The organism is Mycobacterium sp. (assembly GCF_036490025.1).
In the GTDB taxonomy this organism is placed as follows: domain Bacteria; phylum Actinomycetota; class Actinomycetes; order Mycobacteriales; family Mycobacteriaceae; genus Mycobacterium.
On record NZ_DASXEP010000199.1, the window covers coordinates 1 to 22825 of the forward strand.

Sequence of the window (22825 nt, forward strand, 5' to 3'; positions counted from 1 at the left end):
AACTCAAGCGGCGAGCTTATCGGCGCGTACGGCGGCTACGATCCCAACCTGGTGGGCACCGACCTCCTGACGCTGTTCCAGGACAGCCTCACGACTCCGGTGGACCCCACACTCTCGACGGATCTGACCACCCTGGCGACCGACTTCTCCTTCCCCGGAGATCCGTCGGCACTGGCGGGGTTGTTGGGCGACAGTGCGGCCGCGACCGCTGCAGGGGCAGTCGATCCCACCGGATTGTCGGCGGACTTCACCAGCCTGCTGGCGAGCCTCGGCGCGACCGCGGGCTCGGATGCGCTCAGTCAGATGCTCACCGATCTCAGCACGCAGTTCGCCGCCGACCTCGGCACCTTGCTACCGAGCATGTTCTGAGCTCAGACCGTCGCCGGCCGCGAAACAGAAGCCAGGGTCGTCAATCGACCAATTCCGCAGCCGCTGCTTCTGTCTCGCGACCGACGGCCCCGACCTAGCCGCGAAGACCCGTCGTCATCACCCGGTCCCACATCCGGTCACTCAACAGCGCCCGGGCGAGCACCGAGGCTTTTCCGGACGCCCCGACGATGTAGCGGGGTTTGGGATTTCGCGCCTTGACGACCCGCACCACCGCGCGGGCCACCGTGTCGGCATCGACTGTCGCCCCGGGCGTGGTGGCCAATCGGCGGGTGGTCTTAGCGTAGCGAATCTTGAACTCGCCGTAGGGATCGTCATCGGGGTAGGAGTGTACGGTGTCGAATTGGGATGTGACGAACGGCGTTCGGACGCCGGTGGGGTCGATCAACACCACCCGAACGCCGAATTGCGCCACCTCGGCACCCAACGACAGCGAGAGAGCTTCGACGGCGTATTTCACCGTGTGGTACGCACCGGCACCCGGGCTGGTGAACCGTCCGCCGGTGCTGCCGATCGTGATGATCCTGCCGGAACCCCGCGCGCGCATTCCCGGTAAAACGGCCTGCGACAGATGAAGTGTGGCAACTACATTCGTTTCGAAGAGGCGCCGCAGTTCGCTCAACTCCACCTGCTCGAGCGGGCGGGGCAGCGGGTAACCGGCGCTGTTGACCAGGACGTCGATCCCGCCGTGTTCGGACTGGATCTCCTCGACGAGTAGCGATGTGGCGCTCTCGTCGGTGACGTCGAGTGAGCGAGCTTGTAAACCCTTGGAGCGTAAGGCGTTCAGGGCATCCGGGTTGCGGCCGGTCGCGAACACGGTGTAGCCGCGGGCCTGCAGTCGGTAGGCGGTCGCTTCGCCGATCCCACTTGTCGCACCCGTGATCAGGGCAACAAGCGTGGCTTTCAACGGATTTGGGTCAGCTGTCAGAGGAAGCTGGCGAGACTTTGGAAGTACTCGGCGAGTTGGGCTGCCATGCCGGGCAGATAAGCGCCGAGTTCGACCGCCAGCGGGTTCGTCGATTCGGACAGATCACTCGTCAGAGCCGCCAGTGAAGTCACCGCGTCCAATGCCGCCATATCGGGGTTGGTGAGGGCACCGTCCATCAGGTTCTCGACATCCGGCACGTAGGGGTAGAGATCCGCCAGACCCGCCAGATCGGATTGCGGCAAGATCCCGAGATCGACCAAGGCCGCGATCATGCCCTGGTCGGCACCGGCGGAGAGATAGGAGTCGACTGCGGTGAAATCGATCGTCGGGGATGTCCAGTCGGCGGCAGTGGTGACATCCGCACTGCCCGTCCAGTCGTAGCCCAAGTCGACCAGCACCCGCATGTCCGGTTGGATCAAGTCCGCGAACGCAGAAGGCGCGCCGGGCATGAGGCGGAACCCGTCCAGCAACGGTAGATCCTGGGTGGGGATGAGGAAGTAGTCGGTGTTGCCGCCGTATCCCGGAGATACGTTCTGCGCCACCGCATTAGCGACTTCCGAAGGGTCGAAATATGCCGGCCAGCCAGGCAGCAGGTAGGGATGCAGGTCGAGGTACCCATCCTCGGCGTTGAGGTCCGCAAAGACGTTGGAGGGGTACTGCGGAAAGTCGGAGGCCCCGCTGTATTCGATGGTGTAAATAGTTGTGTCATACGGAGTGTCTGCCGGGGTCGCGGGCAGCGTCACGCCGCCGAGGCCGGGGAAACGCGTAAAAATCCCGCCATCGGGATTGTTGAGATCTTCGGCCAGTATGAAGCTCAAATCATCCGTACTGGGTTGGCCGGTGGTCAGCGCGTCAAGATTGATCATCTCTTGGGTAACGACCGAGGGGCTCATCGAGTAGCCGAAGACAACAACCTGGTTGCCCGCGTCGAGCTGCTGGTTGATCGCAGTGTCCAGGTCAGAGACACCCTGGGTCAAGCCCGAACCGTAATCGGTTTCCGGCGTGGTCACCGCGACGGGGTTATACCCGGGAAACGAGGGAGTGATGTAAGTGTCCATGACCTGGGTCATGTACGAGTCATCCGGCGTCGGCAGCAAAGCATGGCCCAGGATCAACGCGGTGTCGTCCGCAAAAGCGGACGGTGCGTTGAGTGTCGAAGCGGCAGCGAGGAAACCGGCACAGGCACTCGCCATAACGCCGACACCCAGCCAACGACCCGTGCAGGGTGTCATCCGGCCCCCAATTCATGTCAATGACCGCGCTCAGCCTACTACTTCTGACTCTCTCCGAAGCTATTTCGATCGGGCCGGCCCAGGCGGGAGCCCGGTCTGTCGTTTCCTGTTGCTGCGGTCGGCAAGCCGGGTAAGGTCAGTGCGCGTGGCCCTTCCGGCACCAGCAGACGAGCGAGCGGCACTGATCACCGGCGCTTCGTCGGGCATCGGTGAGGCCATAGCAATGGAACTTGCCCGGCGCGGCTATCAACTGGTGTTGGTCGCTCGGCGTACCGACCGCCTGCACGCGCTCGCCGGAAGTTTGAGTACCAAAGCGCACGTTCTGCCCGCCGACTTGTCCAGCCGAACCGATCGCGCTGCGTTACCCGGCCGTGTTGCGGCTTTGGGGCTGGCGCCGGACATCCTGGTCAACAACGCCGGCTTGGCGGGACGCGCTCTGGTGGCGAAATCGCTTCCTGAACAACAACTTAACCTCGTCGAAGTTGATGTCGCCGCCGTGGTGGATCTGTGCAGCCGATTTCTGCCGGGCATGGTGGACCGTGGCTGCGGCGCCGTGCTGAACGTGTCGTCGTTGGCGGGTTTCTACCCTCTTCCGGGGCAAGCGGCTTACGGCGCCGCGAAGGCATTTGTATTGTCCTACACCGAAAGTCTGCGCAACGAGCTGCGCGGCACCGGTGTTGTCGCGAGCGCATTGTGTCCGGGTCCGGTCGCGACCGGGTTCGACGACGCGGCCGGTTTCAGCGCCGGGGAGCGCGCCGCCATATTGCCTGGATTCATGTGGAAGTCCGCCGACGAGGTGGCGCGAGCCGGACTCGATGGGTTAGCCGCCAATAAAAGTCACGTAGTTCCCGGTCGGGCAAATCGACTTGCGGCGGCATTTTGCCGGGTTGCGCCGCATGACGTGCTGATCCCGCTTCTCGCGCGACGCGCTCGGCTGACACGGCAAAGTTAGCGGCAGGGCGTCGACACAAACGACGTACGGAATGTTGGACACGGCAGGGTTCCGGTGAGGTGGACAGATAGGCTAACGCGGTGCTTGAGGTCATCGAAAAGGGCAGTGTCAGCGAGGCGCATCCGGTGCCGCTGCTCTTTGTCCACGGTGCCTGGCATGCGGCATGGTGCTGGGACGAAAACTTCCTCAGCTTCTTTGCCGACAAGGGTTACCGGGCTGTGGCATTGAGCTTCCGCGGTCACGGCGAGAGCCCGAGTGACAAGCCGCTGCGCGCCTGCTCGGTCGCCGACTACGTCGAAGACGTTCACTCGGTTGCCGATCAGCTGCCGAGCCCGCCGGTGATCATCGGTCACTCCATGGGCGGTCTCATCGTGCAGAAGTATCTGGAGCGCTACGACGCCCCGGCCGGCGTGTTGATGACGTCCATTCCGCCGCAGGGAAACCTCGGAAATGCGCTGCGCTGGATCAGGCAACGTCCGTCGGATTTCGCCCGGATGACGATCACCGGCAAAGCATTGCCGTACATCACCCCCCCACAACTGGCCCGGGAGCGGTTCTTCTCCTCGCACACACCAGAAGCCGACGTCCGCAAGTACGCGGCCCGGCTGCAAGAGGACAGTTCGCGCATCGGCATCGACTGCCTACTGTTGCGGCTGCCCCGACCCAAACGCGTGCGGGCTCCGATGCTGGTGCTCGGGGCCGACGAGGACGGCGCGCACACCAGAAAAGAAGTCGTCGCCACCGCCCGCGCCTATGGCACCGAAGCGGAATTCTTTCCCCGCATGGGACACAACATGATGCTCGAACCAGGGTGGGCTGCCGTCGCAGCATGCATCGACACCTGGCTCGGCAGGCGGGGGCTCTGAGCCGCGGGGCTCACCCGCCCCGGGCGGGAATCAACTCCAGCGGGAGATGCTCTAGCCCGCGCATCGTCGGGTTGTCGAGATAGCGATACTGCCCGGCGAGGCGAATCTCGGAGACCCTGGGCAGCAACTGGGAGAACACCCGGGCGCCCTCGAGCCGGGTCAACGGCACGCCCAGGCAGTAATGGACGCCACCGCCGAAGGCGAGATGATCAGTCGGATTGCGGTCGAGGTCGAAGGTGTCTGGATCGTCGTAGTGGCGCGGGTCGCGGTTCGCCGCGGCGAACAGCAGCAGCACCCGCGCGCCGGCCGGAATCGTGCTGGATCCGACCGGGTAATCGCAGGTTGCGGTGCGATAGAACCCTTGTACCGGGGAGCCCATCCGCAACTGCTCTTCGACCGCGGCGGGAATCAGTTCCGGGTGCGCGCGCAGCCGGGCGTACAGGTCGGGCCGCTGAGCCAGCGTCAACAACAACCCCGACAACATGTTCGTCGTCGTCTCGCTGCCGGCGCCGATCAACATAGCGGCGCTCCAGAAAATCTCGTCGTCGGTGAGCACGTCATCGGCGTCGGCCGGGGTCATCATCGAGATCAGGTCGTCACCGGGGTTGAGACGCCGCCGCGCGATGAGCGGGTCGAGGCTGCGGCGCATCGCCGCGGTCGCGCTGCCCGAGCGCGCAGACAGCCGTATGCCGTGCGGGGTCAGCGGCGCGAACGCGCCCGCGACCATGTCATCCGACCATGCCACGAACTGAGGCTGATCATCCGGCGGGATGGCCAGCATCCTGGCGATCAGCCGGGTCGGCAGCGGTTTGGCGAGCCCGGTGACCGCCTCGGTGTGGCCTTGGGCGATCACGGTGTCGACGAGTTCGTCGGCGACCTCGTTGATGTTGGTCTGCCAGGCCGTCATCGCCCGTGCGGTGAAAGCGCGGGAGACGAATTTGCGCAGCCGAGTGTGCTCCGGCGGGTCGGCGGCGTTCATCGACGGCAGATAGACGCGAAATCGGCTTTGGCTCTGCGCCGACGACAATGCCTCGTTGTCGCGCAAGGCCTTTCGCACATCGTCATAGCCGGCGATGATCCAGATGCCGCGCTTGCGGTTGTACCAGACGCTGGGCACCTCATCGCCTGAGAGCAACGACCGATAACCCGGGTACGGATCGCGCATGACCTGCGCCGAGAACGGGTCGAAGTCGGTGGTGGACGCGGGTTTACGGCCGGACAAGGAGTAGCCGTATGAGGTGGCTTTGTCCCGGGCCACCCCGAGCGCGCCGTCGACGCCGACCTTCATCAGGCTGGCGCGGAATCGCAGCCTGCGAGTCAACGTCATGTGCCGAGCGCCCGAATGCGACCGATACGAATTTCAGTCCTTCGTGAGATGGTAAGCGCGGTAGTCGATTTCGCCACGTTCCAGGTCGTTGTAGAACCAGGAACCGTCGACCACGGCGAATTCACGGCCGAATTTGCGCAAGAAGGCGGGCAGACGATTGTTGATGAGTTCGTTGGAGCGCGGCGAGTTCTTCTTCAGGCCGCGCAGAACCTCTTCGTTGATGACCCGCGTCGAGACCTGCCGCATGCCCGAGTTCGCCAGGTCTGACTCCCATGCTCCGAAGCCGTCGCGGTTGCGGAAGTCGACGTAGAGGAAGTGCCCGCCCGGCCGAAGTACCCGCTTGACCTCGCTGAGGAAGCGGTCGAAGTGCGGGTAGATATGCGAGGCCTCGACATTGATCACCGCGTCGAAGGATTCGTCCGGGAACGGCAGGTTCTCGGCGTCGCCGTGCACGAAGTCCAGGCCCGGCAGCTTGTGCCGCTCCTTGCAGAATTCGACACCGGCCGCGTTGAAGTCGAGCCCGGTGTAGGAGGCCGGCTTGAGGGTGCGGGTCAGGTATGACGCGCCGCCACCGTGGCCAGAACTGCACTCGAGCACCTTCTTGCCGCTGATGTCGGCTTGAGTCGCGGTCTGGTGATAGAGCTGAATGCTGTACCGGTTGGGCTCGTCGGCCGCGTCCAGCGGAAGAGCGAGTGGCGGGTCCTCCTCGTAGCCCCAGTTCAGGAACTGGACGTCGTCGCCCTGACCCAGGCGCTTGGTCATCATGGGGTACCAGTACCGGAAGATCTTCTTGTACGTCGCCGTAGACCCGATGCGGTAGACGAGACTTGCGCCGACGTTGTCCAATGAAGGGCTACGAACCATGCAGGAAGTATCGCACAGGGTCGTGTGTGCTTGTTGTGCATGGCGGATTTCGGACGAAGCCAGGCGGTGACGCCGTTCTTCGATTCTCGAATTTTGCGCCGCGCCAACGAAAGGTGATCGCGTGATCACCGGATGTGTTGTGCGGCTGAGGTTTAGGCTGCGGTTACCTGGCTCGGTGTGTGTCCGCGCCGCGGCTCACTGCGATACCGCGACACCGGCCCGTTGATTTTGCAGATGCGCCACATCAACACCGCGAAGGGGTTCATCAGCCCCAGGTCGTCGCACAGCATTCGGATATCGCCGAACATGTCACGCAATGTCCGACGCGAGTCGGCAGCACCGGCGTACAGCTCCCTGCGCACCGACCGCGGGATGTCGAACTGCCTGAAGAAGCGGCGCGGCGGAACCACCATCGCCTGACCCAGCATCCGCATGACGAACGGCACGTACAGCGACAGGCAGAATCGGGTGTACCACGCGAGATCCGGGACACGCTTGTGCAGGTATTCGTGCGCAAATGAGATGTGCCGGGCCTCTTCGGCGACGTGGATCCGGATCAGGTCCTCCATGATCGGATGTACGGACCGAGGCTCGGGCTCCCGCAGCAGGTTTGTCTGCAGGTAATCGAAGGGCACTTCGCCGGCCAACACCCCGAAGAAAAAGGCGTTCGGCAGCGGACCCGCATAGAACGGGACAACCACCGACAAGATGCGCAGCCAGCGCGGCATCCCCGGGACGTCGACGCCGATGCGGTTGACGACCTCTTGGAACATCAGGCTGTGGCTGCACTCTTCGATGGACTCGTGCACGCAGTAGCGGTACTCCGGTGAGCCGTTGGGCACCCAGAACGCGTAGTGCAGCAGACCGCGGACCAGAATGCCCTCGAACTGCGTACCGACTTTCGCCATGTTGGCCTGGCGCCACATGCCGATCGCAATGCGCTTGTCCAGTGGCTGCGCCTGATACCAGGCGTGGCTGCCCAGCGGGTCCACCGTCGACAGCGTCCAGCGCGGGTCGTTTTGGGTAACCGAGAACACCGGCGCTTCCCAGTCGACGTCGGTGTACGGATTGAAGTGACGCGCCGAGGCCTGGGAGAGGGTCGTGAGGGTCTCAACGTAGTCAGCGTCGCTGCTGACATCCATATTGCGCTTCCAGCGCGTGATGAAGCGCTTCACGGCAAGCCAGGGCAGCACAGTCACCAGAACGAGGGCGCCAAGCCAGAAGCAGATATGGCCCAGTATGGCTAGCAAACCGGGGCCTCCCCTCTGGCTCTGCTCAGCATGCGGCGTCTTGGTACATGCACCTGACGGGCACAGTTGGGTCCGGAGCTTACCGGGTCAGGGTGTAAGACCTGGAACAGAACGGCCTCATTCTCGTGACTATCTCTATGCCCGGGCGGACTCGAGATCAGCGTTGGTTGTGCCCCTTGAACAGCCGATTCCGAGTAGACAGTACACAAGCGTTGCCCGCGGGTCGACAGTTCGGTTCTTAGGCTACGGGATCAGGTCGGCGATATTCAGCAGGGTGCCCTCGACGGCGTCGGCGATTGGACCCAAACCCAAGAAGAGCGCGAACGGGATCAGGGCGACGTCGGCCGCGATCGGGTCGCCGAGCGCGCCGATCAGATTGCCGGCCGCGAGCTGGTCCACGAAGATGCTGAGGTCGAACGCCGGCAGTGAGGTCGTCAACGCGTTGACGGTGTCGGCAATCGGCAGCAGCGCCGCATAATCGGCGGACAGTGTGCTGGTCAGGTCATTGATGATGTCGATCGGCGGTGACAGCAGGGTCGCGTCGGACAGCGGGAAACTGCCGCCCAGCAGGGCCTGGGTGAGCTCCAACGACGTCGGTTGCAGGGTGTCGATGAGCCCCGAGGTGTATGCGGCGTCCACCAGTGCGGCCAACGTCGGATTGTCGAGCAGCGACGGAATTTGGTAGTTGTCCGGATTCTCCAGATCGGCGACCGCGGCCTGGATGCCTTGCGGCACGCCGTTGAGCAGGGCGGTGACCACGTCGTGCCAGTTGATATCGGTCGGGAACAGCTCGAATGGAGTCGGCACATTCGCCGGGCCTTGGCTCCAACCGTCGGTGATGCTGCCGTACCCCAGATCGACCAACACCTTCATGTCGGGTTGCAGCAGATCGGCCAGCGGGTTGCCCAGGACAGGTATCAGCCGGAGCGGATCCAGCAGCGGTAGATCGTCGACGGGAATCATGTAGTAGTTGGTGAGGGTGTCGCCCACCGTCTCCAGGGGCACGGCGTTTTGAATCTGACCGGCGTCCAGCCCGAGGTAGGTGAGGTGCTCGTAGATCATCCCCGCGAACGCGTTGAGGTCGGCGATCGGATTGAGCGGGTACTGCGGAAAATCCGCGAAGCCGTCGTACTCGAGCGTGTAGATGTCGGTCGGGTAGAGATCGGCCGGAGTCGGGTCGCCGAAGGTGATGCCGAAGCTCGGAACCGAAAAGCCGCCGGGAAGGTCGAAGCGCTCCAGCAGGCCTCCGTCGGGAGCCGCGGTGTCGCCGACCAACACGAAGTGGACGTCGTCGCTGGGGACGCCTTGGTCGGCGAGCTGCTGCATCGTCATCGACGAGAAGGCGGAGCTCTGCGAGTACCCGAAAACCACGACGGGGTTTTCGGCGTCCACGTGTCCGTCCGCGATCTGACCCAGGATCGCAGCGTCCAAAATCTTCGATCCCTGGGCTTCCGAAGCGTCGGCGGTCAAGCTGTTGACGCCGGTGGTGGGGTAGAAGCCCGCCGGCGTGTCCAGCGCTTGCGGCGTGCCGGTGAACCCGCGCGGCGCCAGATACAACGTGTTCGCGGCGTCCACATATCTGTCCGGCGGTATCGGGATACCGCTGCCACCGATGACCAGCGCCGGGCCGTCACCGAGGAGCGAATCTGCTGAGTCGCCGTTGACGAGCTGCACCTCGCGCGACTGCACCACGGGTCCCGGTGGCGTCAGGGTGGGGACCGCGATGAGGCCGGCTGCTGTGACCGCGACTCCGGCGCTGACGGAGCAACGGCGGCGGGGGCAACGCATGTGAATCCTTCGAAGTATCGAGCTGACTCGGGACCGTACTCGAAGCATCCCAGCGTTGTTGGACATTGATATAATTGGCCGACTTCCGGCGCCGAATGCCAGCGTGCGCCGCATAAATCACCATCGGTGTCGTTTCACCGTTGGTGCAGCAGAAGGTACCGTTTAGTTCTTATGGGCGAGCAGCAGTTCGATGTGATCATCGTCGGAGCGGGTTTCGGCGGAATCGGCGCCGCGATCCAGCTGAGCAGCCTTGGCTACGAGAACATCGTGATTCTCGACCGCGAAGACGATCTGGGTGGAACCTGGCACGTCAACCACTATCCCGGCCTGTCCGTCGATCAGCCGTCACCGACGTTCTCCTACCGGTTCGAGCCGAACCCGTACTGGTCCCGGATGTATGCTCCCGGCTCCGAACTCAAGCACTACGCCGTCCACGTGGCCGAGAAATACAACGTCCGGCGCTTCATGCGGTTCAACACGACCGTCGAAGGTGCGCGGTGGGACGAGGACGCCCGGCTGTGGCGCGTTGCGCTGGCCGGCGGCGAGACGCTGAGTACGCAGTTCCTGATCGCCGCGACCGGGTTCCTGTGCCAGCCGAAAATGCCGGACATCGCCGGCATCGAGACGTTCGGCGGGCGCGTCCTCCACACCGCCGCCTGGGATGACGACTTTTCGCTCGCCGGCCGCCGGGCCGCGGTCATCGGAACCGGCTCCACCGGTGTGCAAGTCGTTCCGGAGTTGGCCAAGGAAGTCGCCGAGCTGACCGTCTATCAGCGCACCCCGATCTGGGTGCTGCCGAAGTTCGACGTCAAGTTCTTCCCTGCGCTGCAACGGCTTTTCGCCCGGTTCCCGGCAACCCAGCGCATGCTGCGCTGGTACACCGACGCCATCCTGGAATGGTCCATGGTCATCACGATGTGGAAGTACCGGTACTTCAAGGTCTTCAACAAAGGTATATCGCAGTTCTCCAGGTTGTACCGGCTGCTGCTTGTGCGCGACCGGGAGCTGTCGCGAAAACTGGATCCCGACTTCGACTTCGGCTGCAAGCGGCCCACCATCTCCAACGACTTCTACCGGGCGTTCACCAAATCCCATGTGCATCTGGAGACCAACGGGATCGATCGGATCGAGCCCGACGGCATCGTCGCCAACGACGGCACCAAGCGGTTGATCGACACCTTGGTTCTGGCAACCGGATTCGACGTCTGGGAGGCCAACCTGCCCGCCATCGAGGTGATCGGACGCGACGGACGAAATCTCGGAAAGTGGTGGCGGGAAACACGATTCCAGGCCTACGAAGGCATTTCGATGCCGAGCTTCCCGAATTTCTTGTCGATGGCGAGCCCGTACGCGTGGGTCGGTCTGTCGTGGTTCAACACGGTGGAATACCAGATGAAGCACATGGAGCGGCTGTTCGGCGAACTCCAGCGGCGCGGTGCTCGCACCTTCGAGGTCACCGAAGAGGCCAACGCCCGGTTCCTCGATCGGATGACCAAGCTGATGGAAGACTCCGCGTTCGAACTCGGCAGCTGTGTCACGTCGCGGTCGTATTGGTTCAGGGACTACACCGGCAAAGGTGAGGCACCGCTGTTCCGGCCGACGTCGGTGCGCAGCGCCGTCAAGGAGCAGGACCGATTCCCGATGTCGGACTACGCGATAGCCTGACCCCCGGTCAGTCTTTGGTGAACCGGTAGATCCGGTACTCGGCGCCACCGCTCTGAATCACGTTGTAGATCCCGGTACCTGGCACGCCGGCGAAGTGGCGGCTGAACGGCCGGAGGAACTTCGGCAGGCGGTGGCTGATCAGGTCCAACTTGTGCTCTGCACTGTTGTCCAGTGAGCGGATCACGCTGTCGTTGATGACGTGCTTGGAAACCTCACGCAACGGCATCTCGTCGAGAGCGCCCTCCCAGACCGGGAATTCGGGGCGGCCACGGAAGTCTGCGTAGAGGAAGTTACCGCCCGGCTTGAGGACGCGTGCCACCTCCGACAGGAACTTGGACAGCGTCGGATAGGCGTGTGAGGCTTCGACGTTCACGACCGCGTCGAACGAATTATCCGGGAACGGCAGGTCTTCGGCGTTGCCGTGCACGAAAGTCAGTGCGGGTAGCTGGTGATGCGCACTGCAGTACGCGACGCCGTCCGGGTTGTAGTCCAGGCCGGTGTATTCGGCGGGCTTCAGGGTGCGCATGATGTACGACGCGCCACCGCCGTGACCGCAACTGGCCTCCAGCACCTTCTTGCCTGTGAGGTCGACCTGGCTGGCCACCTGGTGGTAGAGATTGATCGAGTACCGGTTGGGCACGTCGTTCTCGTCGAGGGACAGGTTCAGCGGCGGGTCGTCTTCGTAGCCGTAGTTGAGGAACGTGACGTCTTGGGTGTCGAGCCGACGCGTCAGGAACGGGTACCAGATCTTGTTGATGAACGCTTTATAGGCCCGGTAGCCGATGTCGTTGACGCGTTCCGTAGTCGTGGGCATGCCAGGAGTATGCCAGGCGTGCGTTCGGCTCAGCTGCCGTGGTCGGCGGCGGATACCGAGTCGCGATCACTCGACGCTGCGTCGGTACGCCGGTAGACCACTGCCCGCGCACCGCGGGCGGGTGCGATTGCCACGCCGCGGAAATTGCGGCCCTCGTCGGGTGCGTCGGTTGGCGCGAAGCGGAATTCGCGCAGCAGCGTGCGCAGGGTGATGTCCATTTCCATGTTGGCGAATGACGCTCCGACGCAACGATTTACGCCGCCGCCGAACGGAACCCACCGGAATGACGGCGGGGTGGTGCCGATGAACCGGTCCGGATTGAACGCCTCGGGGTCGGTGTAGTTGACGTCTGACTCGTGAGCGAGTTGGAAATCGATCATCACGCCGGTGTCTTCGGGAAGAACCCACTCGCCCAGACGGACCCTGGTTTTCGTGGTGCGCAGCGAGGCCGCGATCGTCGACCGGACGCGCTGCACTTCGTAGATCGTCGCCTGCCGCAGATCGGACCCGCCGGCGTCGACTTCCTCGGCAAGCCGCGTCATCAGCTGCGGGTGGCGGCGCAGTCGCTCGACGGCCCATGCCAACTGCGAGGCAGTCGTTTCATGCCCGGCCGCCACCAACGTCAGAAGTTCATCGGCGATATGCCGATCCGAGATCGGCGTCCCGTCCTCGTAGCGGGCCTGCAGCAGCAGCGCGAGCATGTCGGTGCGGCCATCCAACGACGACTCGGCGCGGGCCTCGGCGATGAGCGCATCGATCACCGCGTCGAAACGTCCGCGATAGCCCGCCAGCTTGCTGCCCGGACTCCAGCTCCCGTATTCGCGCCGCACGATCGGCGGCATCCGCTGCATCAGCGAGCCCAAGGTGATCAACGGCGGTATCACGATGCGAAGTTCGTCCAGCGCGTCGGCCCGCTCACCGAACGTGGCGCGCATGATCGCGTTGAGCGTCAGCCGGGTCATCGTCGGAAGCGTCTCGAACTCCTGGCCCTCCGGCCAGTTCGCGGTTTCGCGCAGCACCTCGTCTTCGACGATGCACTCGTAGTTCTTCACCCGCTTCCCATGGAAGTTGGGCAACACCAGTTTGCGGCGCTCGAGGTGTTCCTTGCCCAGCAGGCTGAATGTCGAGCCCGGCCCGAACGCCTGGCCGAGAACCTTGGTCGGCCGTTCGATCAGATCAAAGCTGGCGCTGTAGACCTCTTTGACGAGGTCGCGATTGTGAATGACGATCGTCTTGCCGAAGATCGGCAGGTTGATGGTGAACGGGCCGCCGTAATGCCGGCTCAGTCGGGGCGCGACTGAATACTGCAGCGAGGTCAAGAACAGCACGCTTTGCACGAGCTTCGGCAACCGCAACGCGGGCGGCATCCGCACCGGGTCAGTCGTCGCCGTTGCCATGTCGCCCCCTTCTACTTCTCTGCCAGCACTTTTCAGCGTATCGACGCGCTTTTAATCCTTGGTGAACAAGTACACGCGATAGGTGTACTCCCCGCCGCGCAGCGCGCCGTTGAATGCCCAGTCGGTCATGTCGCTGGCATAGCGGGCGAAGGTGCGCGGGATCGCCGACCCGTGCCGGCTGATGCGCTCGTGTTTACGCGGAGCGTTCTTCTCGTTGCCGCGCAGTACATTCTGGTCGATGACCGTCATGGAAAGCTGACGCAAGCCGGAGTTGGCCAGCGCCGCCTCCCACTCGGCGACTTCCTGACGTGGACGGAAATCGGTGTAGAGGAAGTGACCGCCCGGTCGCAGCACCCGCCTCACCTCAGCCAGGAATTGCGGGACGTCAGGGTAGAGATGCGAGGCCTCGACATTGACCAACGCGTCGAAGGATTCGTCGGCGAAGGGCAGCGCCTGGGCGTTGCCCTCCACGAAATCCAGGCCGGGCAGGTGGTGCCTGTGTTTGGCGAACTCGATGCCGGCCGGGTTCAGGTCCAGCCCGGTATAGGACTCCGGGTGCTGAGTGCGCACCAGATATGAGGCCCCGCCGCCGTGGCCGCAACTGCACTCCAGCACGCGCTTTCCGGTCAGGTCCACCTGGGTCGCCGTGCGGTGATAGAGCTGGATGAAGAACCGATGCGGTTCGTCCGCGTCGTCGAGCGGAATACCCATCGGTGGATCTTCTTCGTATCCGTAGTTGAAGAACAACCAGTCGTCGCCGCCGAGTAGACGCGTTTGAGAGGCGAACCGCGTGGTGGCGAATGAGGTGAATATCAACCGAAAGACGAAGGGGTTTATCACCAGTCGATGAACCAGTGGGCTGCGGGTCAGGCGGTTCGCGGTGGCCATCGCGGCAGTATGACATGTGCGTGGACTCGCGGTGTAACGCGGCTGGCCTGGGCGACCAGTGACGTTCGCGAAAGGCCGATAACCGCCCTTTTGTTTGCCGGTGCCATTGCTGGGCCCATCAAATAAAGCAGCAATTCCAGTCCTCATTGGCGGCTAAACCGGTTGCCGGAAGAGCGCCGATCCTGACGGTATAACTGCAGGTAGATGACCTTGGGGTGGGTAGGCGAATTCTTAGATAATGCATGGCAAAAACCCCTGACGCGGTCTGGCGACAGCGTGGTTTACTCGTCCCACTGGTCGCTTTTGTATCGAGGAGCCACAGGCGTTCGGGACAGGGCAAGGGGATGACGTTCGCTGGGGTGCTCAAGCGGGCCTGGATACCGCCACGGGTACGTGCCGGCTTCGGTTCGGAGACGCATGCCTATCCGAACTCCAAGCTGACCGACACCCGACAGTTCCACCCGAGGTCCGTGGTCTACGAGGTTTTCGGTCCGGTAGGCACCGTGGCAGACATCAGCTATTTTGATGTGAACTGGAGATCCGCAGCGAGTCGACGCGTTCCGGCCGTCGTGGGCAACGTTGTGGCGCAGGGCGACACCAACAGTATTGGCTGCCGGATCGTGGTAGACGGTCAGGTCAAAGCCGAGAGGATCTCGAACGAAGTGAATGCCTACACGCACTGCCTGGCCAGGGGCGCATGAGCAGTCACCAGGCTCGTCACGAACGCCTCCCGGGCACACTCGTAGCGCGAACGGTCCACCGGTTGTCGGTGCCCATCATCCTTGGCTGGTTGGCGATCACGGTGCTGGTGAGTGTTGCAGTTCCCTCTCTCGAGCAGGTCGCCAGGGAACACGCCGTATCACTGGGCACCAAAGACGCGCCGTCGGTCAGGGCGATGGCGCGCATCGGAAAGGTGTTCAAAGAGTCGGATTCCGACGCGATGGCGATGATCGTCCTGGAGAGCGACACACCTCTCGGCGACGACGCTCACCGGTACTACGAGGCGGTCATCGGTCAACTGAAGTCCGACCCGAAGCATGTGCAGCACATCCAGGACTTCTGGGGGGACCCGCTGACGTCGGCGGGTGCGCAAAGTCGGGACGGGAAGGCCGCCTACGTTCAGCTGAATCTTGTTGGTAACCAAGGCGAAACGCGGTCGAATAACTCCGTCGCCGCGGTTCGGAAAATCGTGGACAGCACGCCGGCGCCGAAGGGCGTGCACGCCTATGTCACCGGTCCGGCCGTGGTCGCGGCCGATGGTAATACCAGCGGCGACAAAACGATCGTGAAGATCATGGTGACCACGGTCATCGTGATCTTTGTGATGCTGCTCTTCGTCTATCGATCTTTCATCACGGTAATCTTGCTGTTGGCCATGGTCGGCATCGAATTAGCCGCCGCCCGAGGCATTGTCGCTTTCCTTGCTCTGCACGATGTCATCAGACTTTCGACATTTGCCACCAATATGCTGGTCTCGCTGGCGATCGCGGCCGGCACCGATTACGGGATCTTTTTCATCGGGCGCTATCACGAGGCACGTCACGCCGGCGAGGATCGGACGGCCGCCTACTTCACCGCCTATCGCGGTGTCGCCCATGTGGTTCTGGCGTCCGGCCTGACGATCGCGGGCGCGACGTATTGCCTGAGCTTTGCCCGGTTGCCGGTCTTCCAGACCCTGGGCGCACCCTGCGCAGTGGGCATGCTGGTCGCGGTCGCCGTCGCGCTGACCCTGATCCCGGCGGTCATCGCGGTCGGCAGCCGATTCGGTCTGCTCGAACCCAAGCGCCAACACAGTGTCCGCGGCTGGCGGCGAGTGGGTACCGCTGTAGTGCGTTGGCCGGCACCGATTTTCGCCGCGACGGCCGCAGTCACCATGGTCGGGCTGATCACGCTCCCGAGTTACAAAGTGAGCTACATCGACCGCGACTACATACCGAAGGACACCCCCGGCAACGTCGGAATGGCCGCCGCCGAGCGGCATTTCTCGCAGGCGCGGATGATGCCGGAAATTTTGATGATCGAGTCCGACCACGACATGCGCAATTCCGCGGACTTCCTGATCTTGGACAAACTGGCCAAGAGCATTTTCCGCGTCGAGGGAATCGCTCGGGTGCAAAGCATTACGCGGCCGCAGGGCACACCGCTCGAGCACACGTCGATACCGTTCCTGCTGAGCATGCAGAATGCCGGGCAGCTACAGAACTTGCAGGTCGCGAAGGGCCGACTGGATGACATGACCAAGCTGGCCAACCAGCTCGGCGGGACGATCAACTCGCTGGAACGGGTGAACGGCCTGATGAATCAGATGGTCGGCACCACTCATCACGTCGCCGGCGTCACCAGAGATACGAAGGCCATCACCGACCAGGTGCGGGACGACATCGCCACCTTCGACGACACGTTCCGGCCGCTGCGCAGCTACTTCTATGCGGACCCGCACTGCTACAACATTCCCATCTGCTGGGGAATCCGGTCGGCGTACAACGCCACCGACGGCGTGGACAAGCTGAGCGAAAAGCTAGGGGAGCTCAGCAAAGACGTGAACAGCGTCGACACCGTGGTGCCGCAACTCGTCGCGCTGCTGCCTCCGCAGATCGAGACCATGCGAAGCCTGCGGACCATGGTGCTGACCATGCACAGCACGATGTCGGGGATGTTCGAGCAGGCCAACGAACTCAGCGAAGACGCGACGGCGATGGGCAAGGACTTCGACGCCGCGAAAACCGATGACTCCTTTTACCTGCCGCGCGAGGTGTTCTCCAACCCGGACTTCCAGCGGGTCGAGAAGCTGTTCCTGTCTCCGGACGGCAAGGCAGCGCGCTTCATCATCTCGCACAAGGGTGATCCGGCGACGGGCGAAGGCATGTCGCGAATTGACGTGATCAGGACGGCGGCATACGAGTCCCTCAAGGGAACCGCGCTGGAGGATTCCAAGGTCTACATCTCCGGCACCGCGGCGACGTTCAAGGATTTGCGGGAAGCGTCGAACTACGACTTCATGATCGCCGGGATCTCCTCGCTGTGCATGATTTTCATCATCATGCTGCTGATCACGCGGAGCCTGGTGGCCGCGCTGGTGATCGTGGGCACGGTCGCGCTGTCGTTGGGCGCCTCGTTCGGGATGTCCGTGCTGCTTTGGCAGTACTTCATCGGAGTCAAGTTGCATTGGCTGGTGATGGTGATGTCCGTCATCATCCTGTTGGCCGTGGGCTCCGACTACAACTTGTTGCTGGTCGCGCGTTTCAAGGAGGAGATCGGCGCCGGGCTCAAGACCGGCATCATCCGCGCGATGGGTGGCACCGGCAGGGTGGTGACGGCCGCGGGCCTGGTGTTCGCCTTCACCATGGCCTCGATGATGGTCAGCGACAACCGCGCTGTCGGTCAGGTAGGCACCACCATCGGTCTGGGCCTGCTCTTCGACACGCTGGTGGTGCGGTCGTTCCTGATGCCGTCCATCGCCGCGCTGCTGGGCCGGTGGTTCTGGTGGCCGATCAACGTTGCGTCGCGTCCGCCGCGGGTCCGGCCTGCCACTCCTGCGCCGGCCCACGAGGAGCCCGAGGACGCCGACGCCACCGGGCCGCTGGCGACAGCCGGCAACGGTTCAGCGCACGCGTATCACCGATGAATTGGTGTGACGCGAAAGTGTCGGTAGCGACGGCGCTACTCGGGAAACGTGTCGGTAGATGCACTTTCGCGCCTAGCGGAACGCCTCATCGAGGATCTCCTGCTGTTCGACGGCGTGCACCTTCGACGAACCCGATGACGGCGCCGACATGGCGCGGCGCGAAATCCGTTTGATCCCAGTCAGTTTGTCTCCGAACAGCTCGGGCAACTCCAGGCCGAACCGGGGCCATGCGCCCTGGTTGGCCGGCTCCTCCTGCACCCAGAAGTATTGGCTGACGTTCGGGTAGCGCTCCAGCGTCTCGGTGAGCCGGTGCCACGGCAGCGGTGCTAGCTGTTCGATACGCACGATGGCAACGTCGTCCCGATTGTCCTTGGCCTTGCGCGCCACCAGCTCGTAGTAGATCTTGCCGCTGGTCAACAACATTCGGGTCGCTTTGTTACGGTCGCCGATGCCCTCCTCGTAGGTGGGCTCCTCGAGCACCGAATGGAACCTCGCCTCGGTGAAGTCTTTGATATCGCTGACTGCGGCTTTGTTGCGCAGCATCGACTTCGGGGTGAACACGATCAGCGGACGTTGGACTCCATCGAGGGCGTGCCGGCGCAACAAGTGGAAGTAGTTAGCCGGGGTCGAAGGCACCGCGATCGTCATCGAACCCTCCGCCCACAACTGCAGGAAGCGCTCGATGCGGCCGGAGGTGTGGTCGGGCCCCTGCCCCTCATGGCCGTGCGGCAGCAACAGCACCACGCTGGACAGCTGGCCCCACTTGGCTTCGCCGGAGCTGATGAACTCGTCGATGATCGATTGCGCACCGTTGACGAAATCGCCGAACTGGCCCTCCCACAGCACCAATGCGTCCGGGTTACCGACCGTGTAGCCGTACTCGAAGCCGACGGCGGCATATTCCGACAGTGGCGAATCGAAGACCATGAACTTGCCGCCGGTCGGATTGCCGTCGCGGTCTGTGGTCAGCAGCTGCAACGGGGTGAACTCTTCGCCGGTGTGACGATCGATGATCACCGAATGCCGCTGAGAGAATGTGCCACGCCGGGTGTCTTGTCCGGACAGCCGCACCAATTTACCTTCGGACACCAGCGAACCCAATGCCAACAACTCGCCGAAGGCCCAGTCGATCTTGCCTTCATAGGCCATCTCCCGGCGCCTCTCCAGGACCGGTGTCACCCGTGGGTGAGCGTCGAATCCCTCTGGCAGGTCGAGGAATGCGTCGCCGATGCGGGCCAGCAATGCCTTGTCCACCGCGGTGTCCAGGCCGGCGGCGAGCATCTGGTTGGACTCCACCGACATGCTTGGCTGGACGCCGTGTTTCTCCAGTTCCCGGACATCGTTGAAGACCCGCTCCAGTTGGCCCTGGTAGTCGCGCAGCGCGTCCTCGGCCTCTTTCATCGAGATATCGCCGCGGCCGATCAGCGCCTCGGTGTACGTCTTGCGAACGCCGCGCTTGACGTCGACGACGTCGTACATGTACGGGTTCGTCATCGACGGGTCGTCGCCCTCGTTGTGTCCGCGGCGGCGGTAGCACAGCATGTCGATGATGACGTCCTTCTTGAACGTCTGCCGGAAGTCGACGGCGAGCTTGGCCACCCACACGCAGGCTTCCGGGTCGTCGCCGTTGACGTGAAAGATGGGCGCCCCGATCATCTTTGCCACATCGGTGCAGTACTCGCTGGATCGCGAAAACTCCGGGGCGGTGGTGAAGCCGATCTGGTTGTTGCAGATGATGTGGATCGTCCCGCCGACCCGGTAGCCGGGCAGTTTGGCCAGGTTCAGCGTCTCGGCGACCACACCCTGACCGGCGAAGGCGGCGTCGCCGTGCAGCATCATGGGCACTACTGAGTTACCGCGTTCGCCCTCGCCTTTGTCGAGCAGGTCCTGCTTGGCCCGGACCAGGCCCTCCAACACGGGGTCGACCGCCTCCAGGTGCGACGGGTTGGCTGTCAGCGACACCTGAATGTCGTTGTCGCCGAACATCTGTAGATACACACCGGTGGCGCCGAGGTGATACTTGACGTCACCGGAGCCGTGCGCCTGAGCGGGGTTCAGGTTGCCTTCGAACTCGCTGAATATCTGCGAGTACGGCTTGCCGACGATGTTGGCCAGCACGTTGAGCCGGCCGCGGTGCGGCATCCCGATGACCACTTCGTCGAGCCCGTGCTCGGCGCACTGGTCGATCGCCGCGTCCATCATCGGGATGACGCTCTCGGCGCCTTCGAGCGAGAATCGCTTCTGCCCAACGTACTTCGTCTGCAAAAACGTCTCGAAGGCCTCGGCCGCGTTGAGCTTGCTCAGGATGTACTTCTGCTGGGCCACCGTCGGCTTGACATGCTTGGTCTCGACACGCTCTTCCAGCCATTCCTGTTGTTCCGGGTCGAGGATGTGGGTGTACTCGACACCGATGTGTCGACAATATGCGTCGCGCAGCAGGCCCAGAATGTCGCGCAGCTTCTTGTATTCCGAACCGGCGAACCCGTTGACCTTGAACACCCGGTCGAGATCCCACAGTGTCAGCCCGTGCGTGAGCACCTCGAGGTCAGGGTGGCTGCGGAACCTGGTGGTATCCAAGTGAAGTGGATCGATGTCGGCCATGAGATGTCCGCGGTTGCGGTAGGCCGCAATCAACTCCATCACCCGGGCGTTCTTGTCGACGATCGAGTCGGGGTTGTCGGTGCTCCACCGAATCGGCAAGTAGGGCACGCCCATCTCCCGGAACAGATCGTCCCAGAAGTCGTCGGCGAGAATGAGCTGGTGAATGGTGCGCAGGAAGTCCCCGGATTCCGCGCCCTGGATGATGCGGTGGTCGTAGGTCGAGGTCAGGGTAATCAGCTTGCCGATACCGAGTTCGGCGATGCGTTCCGGGCTGGCGCCCTGGAATTCGGCCGGATACTCCATCGCGCCGACGCCGAGGATCGTGCCCTGGCCTGCCATCAGCCGCGGCACCGAGTGCACGGTGCCGATGGTGCCGGGGTTGGTCAGCGAAATCGTCACGCCGGCAAAGTCTTCGGCGGTCAGCTTGCCGTCGCGGGCACGCCGGACGATGTCTTCGTAGGCGGCGACGAACTGGGCGAAACTCATGGTTTCGCAACGCTTGATGCCCGCAACGACCAGCGATCGCTTGCCGTCCTTGCCCTGCAAGTCGATGGCGAGACCAAGGTTGATGTGAGCGGGGGTGACCGCGTTGGGCTTGCCGTCGATCTCGGCGAAGTGCCGGTTCATGTTCGGGAAACTCTTGAGCGCCTGCACCAGTGCGTAGCCCAGGATATGAGTGAACGAGATCTTGCCGCCGCGAGTGCGTTTGAGCTGGTTGTTGATCACCACGCGGTTGTCGATCATCAGCTTGGCCGGGATGGCCCGCACGCTGGTCGCTGTCGGGAGATCCAGCGACATCGACATGTTCTTCACGACGGCGGCCGCCGCCCCCCGCAACACCTGGACCTCGTCACCGTCGCCGGGTGCCGGGCCGGCCGGCTTGGCTGCGGGCGCCTGTGCGCTCACCTCGCCGTTGCCGGACCCGGACGGTGTGGCGGGCGCCGCCGGTGTCGGAGCAGGAGCCGGAGCCCGCGGAGCCAGTGCGGCCGGCTTCACGTCAGCTGGCGCGTCGCCGGTCGGTTCGGGGTTGTAGTCGACCAGAAACTCGTGCCAGCTCGCATCGACCGAGGAAGGGTCGTCGCGGAACTTGCGATACATCTCCTCGACCAGCCATTCGTTCTGCCCGAATGGTGAACTCGAACTGCTCACAGCAGCTGCTCGCCTCGATTCCTCTGTCCGGAAGCGCTATGCCACGCTTGCCACTCCGTGCATACGATTCGGCCTCTCACTGGATTGCCCGGCTCTGACGGGCCGCCCCATAAAGGCTAACCCTTCGACGGCGATCCGCCATGTGACTTCGGACCGGCTCCTCGCGCTCAACCTGCGTCGGAAACCGTCGGCAGCAGGTGCAAGGTGACCGGCCACCGGGCCGGCGGCGTCCCGAACGCGTTGCGGGTGTTGCGCACGATCTTCTTGCCCGCCATCCGGTTGCCGCTAGCGCCGATGACGGCGCCGATCCCCACCGGCAGGATCTTGCCGAACAGCAGCGCGCCGCGCCGCAGGGTGTACCGCTTCACGGCCCGCTTGAGCAACCGCGAGTTCAGCTGCGACAACGCGGGCATCGGCAGTGACGCCACGCCCTCCGAAAGCCAGGCCCCGCTGGTTCGACCGCCGCCGATCAGTTCGGCCATCGCGTGCTTGCTGTCATCGCCGACCAGCACCGACAGCACCAACGCGCGCCGGCGCTCCCGCTCTTCGATTGAAACGCCATATACGCCCGCGATCGCCAGTGCGTAGAACGCGGTGGCCTCCAGGAACACCGCAGTCTCGCCGGCGGCCGCCGAGAGCGCAGCCAGGGTGCCCAACCCCGGCAGCACCGCAGTCGAACCCACCGCTGCGCCGCTGGCCGTCACGGCGGCCAGGTAACGCCTCTCCAGCCTCGAGACGATGGTGGCAGGGCCGGCATCCGGATCCGCGCGGCGCAGCCTGTCCACGTACGCCGCCGCAGCGGGTCCCTGGATGCGGGAGCTGCGCTCGATGATGCTGGCCAACGCCCGCGCCGACCTCTTGGGCTTTCCCTCGGTGGTGGCGGACAGCGAGTCGGCCGATGACCGGGTCCGACGGACGCTCATGAATGCCTCCGGGTCTGATGGCCCGGTTCCTCCGCGGGCCGCTTCGCAGCCGCATCGTCGCCGGGCGGGTCTGATTGCCCGGCTCCTTTGCGGGCAGTGACGTGCTATCTCAGGCTAGCGCCGGGGCCAGCAAACGTGGGGGCAGGTGGCGCGCGAATAGTCCGTTCGG

Annotated in this window: 17 protein-coding genes; 6 read left to right on the forward strand and 11 right to left on the reverse strand. The window is 63.6% G+C overall.

All coding sequences use genetic code 11. From position 1 onward, the window contains the following. Positions 1-369: hypothetical protein (locus VGG53_RS23065; RefSeq protein WP_331520444.1), on the forward strand; the 369-nt coding region annotated here is incomplete at its 5' end. Between the two features lie 94 nt (positions 370-463). Here the strand turns inward: VGG53_RS23065 and VGG53_RS23070 are convergent. Together VGG53_RS23070 and VGG53_RS23075 are read right to left on the reverse strand one after the other, a co-directional pair. Then, on the reverse strand, positions 464-1294 hold the full coding sequence (locus VGG53_RS23070) for an SDR family NAD(P)-dependent oxidoreductase (protein ID WP_331520445.1): 831 nt from the start codon (positions 1292-1294) through the stop codon (positions 464-466). A 17-nt stretch (positions 1295-1311) separates the two neighbouring features. Beyond that, positions 1312-2508 (reverse strand): PE-PPE domain-containing protein, encoded by a 1197-nt coding sequence (locus VGG53_RS23075; RefSeq protein WP_331520446.1) that lies wholly within the window; start codon positions 2506-2508, stop codon positions 1312-1314. A 184-nt stretch (positions 2509-2692) separates the two neighbouring features. Between VGG53_RS23075 and VGG53_RS23080 the strand changes: the two genes are divergently transcribed. Both VGG53_RS23080 and VGG53_RS23085 read left to right on the forward strand, forming a co-directional pair. Further along, positions 2693-3499 (forward strand): SDR family oxidoreductase, encoded by an 807-nt coding sequence (locus tag VGG53_RS23080; RefSeq protein ID WP_331520447.1) that lies wholly within the window; start codon positions 2693-2695, stop codon positions 3497-3499. An 80-nt stretch (positions 3500-3579) separates the two neighbouring features. Then, positions 3580-4365, forward strand: a complete 786-nt coding sequence (locus VGG53_RS23085) for an alpha/beta hydrolase (protein ID WP_331520448.1) — start codon at positions 3580-3582, stop codon at positions 4363-4365. Between the two features lie 10 nt (positions 4366-4375). On the opposite strand, the gene VGG53_RS23090 is transcribed toward VGG53_RS23085, so the two are convergent. The 4 genes from VGG53_RS23090 to VGG53_RS23105 form a co-directional block, all read right to left on the reverse strand. Beyond that, a complete protein-coding gene (locus tag VGG53_RS23090) occupies positions 4376-5692 on the reverse strand; it encodes a cytochrome P450 (protein WP_331520449.1) in 1317 nt (438 codons plus the stop codon). A gap of 33 nt (positions 5693-5725) precedes the next feature. Next, positions 5726-6556, reverse strand: coding sequence for a phthiotriol/phenolphthiotriol dimycocerosates methyltransferase (locus VGG53_RS23095; RefSeq protein ID WP_331520450.1), 831 nt, complete (start codon positions 6554-6556; stop codon positions 5726-5728). A gap of 152 nt (positions 6557-6708) precedes the next feature. Next, on the reverse strand, positions 6709-7698 hold the full coding sequence (locus tag VGG53_RS23100) for a diiron oxygenase (protein ID WP_331520465.1): 990 nt from the start codon (positions 7696-7698) through the stop codon (positions 6709-6711). Positions 7699-8049: 351 nt separating this feature from the next. Then, a complete protein-coding gene (locus tag VGG53_RS23105; protein WP_331520451.1) occupies positions 8050-9594 on the reverse strand; it encodes a PE-PPE domain-containing protein in 1545 nt (514 codons plus the stop codon). Between the two features lie 171 nt (positions 9595-9765). On the opposite strand from VGG53_RS23105, the gene VGG53_RS23110 reads away from it, so the two are divergent. Then, positions 9766-11259 carry an NAD(P)/FAD-dependent oxidoreductase gene (locus tag VGG53_RS23110; protein ID WP_331520452.1) on the forward strand — a complete coding sequence of 498 codons (1494 nt, stop codon included), beginning with the start codon at positions 9766-9768 and terminating at the stop codon, positions 11257-11259. A 7-nt stretch (positions 11260-11266) separates the two neighbouring features. Here the strand turns inward: VGG53_RS23110 and VGG53_RS23115 are convergent, their stop codons facing one another. From VGG53_RS23115 to VGG53_RS23125, 3 genes are read right to left on the reverse strand one after another with little or no spacing between them, the layout of a single operon-like run. Then, on the reverse strand, positions 11267-12073 hold the full coding sequence (locus VGG53_RS23115; protein ID WP_331520453.1) for a phthiotriol/phenolphthiotriol dimycocerosates methyltransferase: 807 nt from the start codon (positions 12071-12073) through the stop codon (positions 11267-11269). 29 nt (positions 12074-12102) lie between these two features. After that, positions 12103-13470: a cytochrome P450 gene (locus VGG53_RS23120; protein ID WP_331520454.1), complete on the reverse strand. Its 1368-nt coding sequence runs from the start codon at positions 13468-13470 to the stop codon at positions 12103-12105. A gap of 51 nt (positions 13471-13521) precedes the next feature. Further along, positions 13522-14358, reverse strand: coding sequence for a phthiotriol/phenolphthiotriol dimycocerosates methyltransferase (locus VGG53_RS23125; RefSeq protein ID WP_331520455.1), 837 nt, complete (start codon positions 14356-14358; stop codon positions 13522-13524). A 344-nt stretch (positions 14359-14702) separates the two neighbouring features. Here VGG53_RS23125 and VGG53_RS23130 point away from each other — a divergent pair, with 344 nt between their 5' ends. Further along, positions 14703-15059, forward strand: coding sequence for an MmpS family transport accessory protein (locus VGG53_RS23130; protein ID WP_331520456.1), 357 nt, complete (start codon positions 14703-14705; stop codon positions 15057-15059). Then, on the forward strand, positions 15056-17983 hold the full coding sequence (locus tag VGG53_RS23135) for an RND family transporter (protein ID WP_331520458.1): 2928 nt from the start codon (positions 15056-15058) through the stop codon (positions 17981-17983). Before VGG53_RS23130 ends, VGG53_RS23135 begins: the two co-directional genes overlap by 4 nt. A 72-nt stretch (positions 17984-18055) precedes the next feature. Here the strand turns inward: VGG53_RS23135 and VGG53_RS23140 are convergent, their stop codons facing one another. Together VGG53_RS23140 and VGG53_RS23145 are read right to left on the reverse strand one after the other, a co-directional pair. After that, on the reverse strand, positions 18056-21733 hold the full coding sequence (locus VGG53_RS23140; protein WP_331520459.1) for a multifunctional oxoglutarate decarboxylase/oxoglutarate dehydrogenase thiamine pyrophosphate-binding subunit/dihydrolipoyllysine-residue succinyltransferase subunit: 3678 nt from the start codon (positions 21731-21733) through the stop codon (positions 18056-18058). Positions 21734-21900: 167 nt separating this feature from the next. After that, positions 21901-22656 (reverse strand): hypothetical protein, encoded by a 756-nt coding sequence (locus VGG53_RS23145; RefSeq protein ID WP_331520460.1) that lies wholly within the window; start codon positions 22654-22656, stop codon positions 21901-21903. Between the last annotated feature and the right edge of the window lie 169 nt (positions 22657-22825).

Excerpts from the sequence above, each read along its gene's own strand:
- VGG53_RS23120 (WP_331520454.1), bottom strand. The coding sequence starts at position 13,470 with ATGGCAACGGCGACGACTGACCCGGTGCGGATGCCGCCCGCGTTGCGG.
- VGG53_RS23145 (WP_331520460.1), bottom strand. The coding sequence starts at position 22,656 with ATGAGCGTCCGTCGGACCCGGTCATCGGCCGACTCGCTGTCCGCCACC.
- VGG53_RS23105 (WP_331520451.1), bottom strand. The coding sequence starts at position 9,594 with ATGCGTTGCCCCCGCCGCCGTTGCTCCGTCAGCGCCGGAGTCGCGGTC.
- VGG53_RS23135 (WP_331520458.1), top strand. The coding sequence starts at position 15,056 with ATGAGCAGTCACCAGGCTCGTCACGAACGCCTCCCGGGCACACTCGTA.
- VGG53_RS23095 (WP_331520450.1), bottom strand. The coding sequence starts at position 6,556 with ATGGTTCGTAGCCCTTCATTGGACAACGTCGGCGCAAGTCTCGTCTAC.
- VGG53_RS23100 (WP_331520465.1), bottom strand. The coding sequence starts at position 7,698 with ATGGATGTCAGCAGCGACGCTGACTACGTTGAGACCCTCACGACCCTC.
- VGG53_RS23090 (WP_331520449.1), bottom strand. The coding sequence starts at position 5,692 with ATGACGTTGACTCGCAGGCTGCGATTCCGCGCCAGCCTGATGAAGGTC.
- VGG53_RS23115 (WP_331520453.1), bottom strand. The coding sequence starts at position 12,073 with ATGCCCACGACTACGGAACGCGTCAACGACATCGGCTACCGGGCCTAT.
- VGG53_RS23130 (WP_331520456.1), top strand. The coding sequence starts at position 14,703 with ATGACGTTCGCTGGGGTGCTCAAGCGGGCCTGGATACCGCCACGGGTA.
- VGG53_RS23125 (WP_331520455.1), bottom strand. The coding sequence starts at position 14,358 with ATGGCCACCGCGAACCGCCTGACCCGCAGCCCACTGGTTCATCGACTG.
- VGG53_RS23075 (WP_331520446.1), bottom strand. The coding sequence starts at position 2,508 with ATGGCGAGTGCCTGTGCCGGTTTCCTCGCTGCCGCTTCGACACTCAAC.
- VGG53_RS23110 (WP_331520452.1), top strand. The coding sequence starts at position 9,766 with ATGGGCGAGCAGCAGTTCGATGTGATCATCGTCGGAGCGGGTTTCGGC.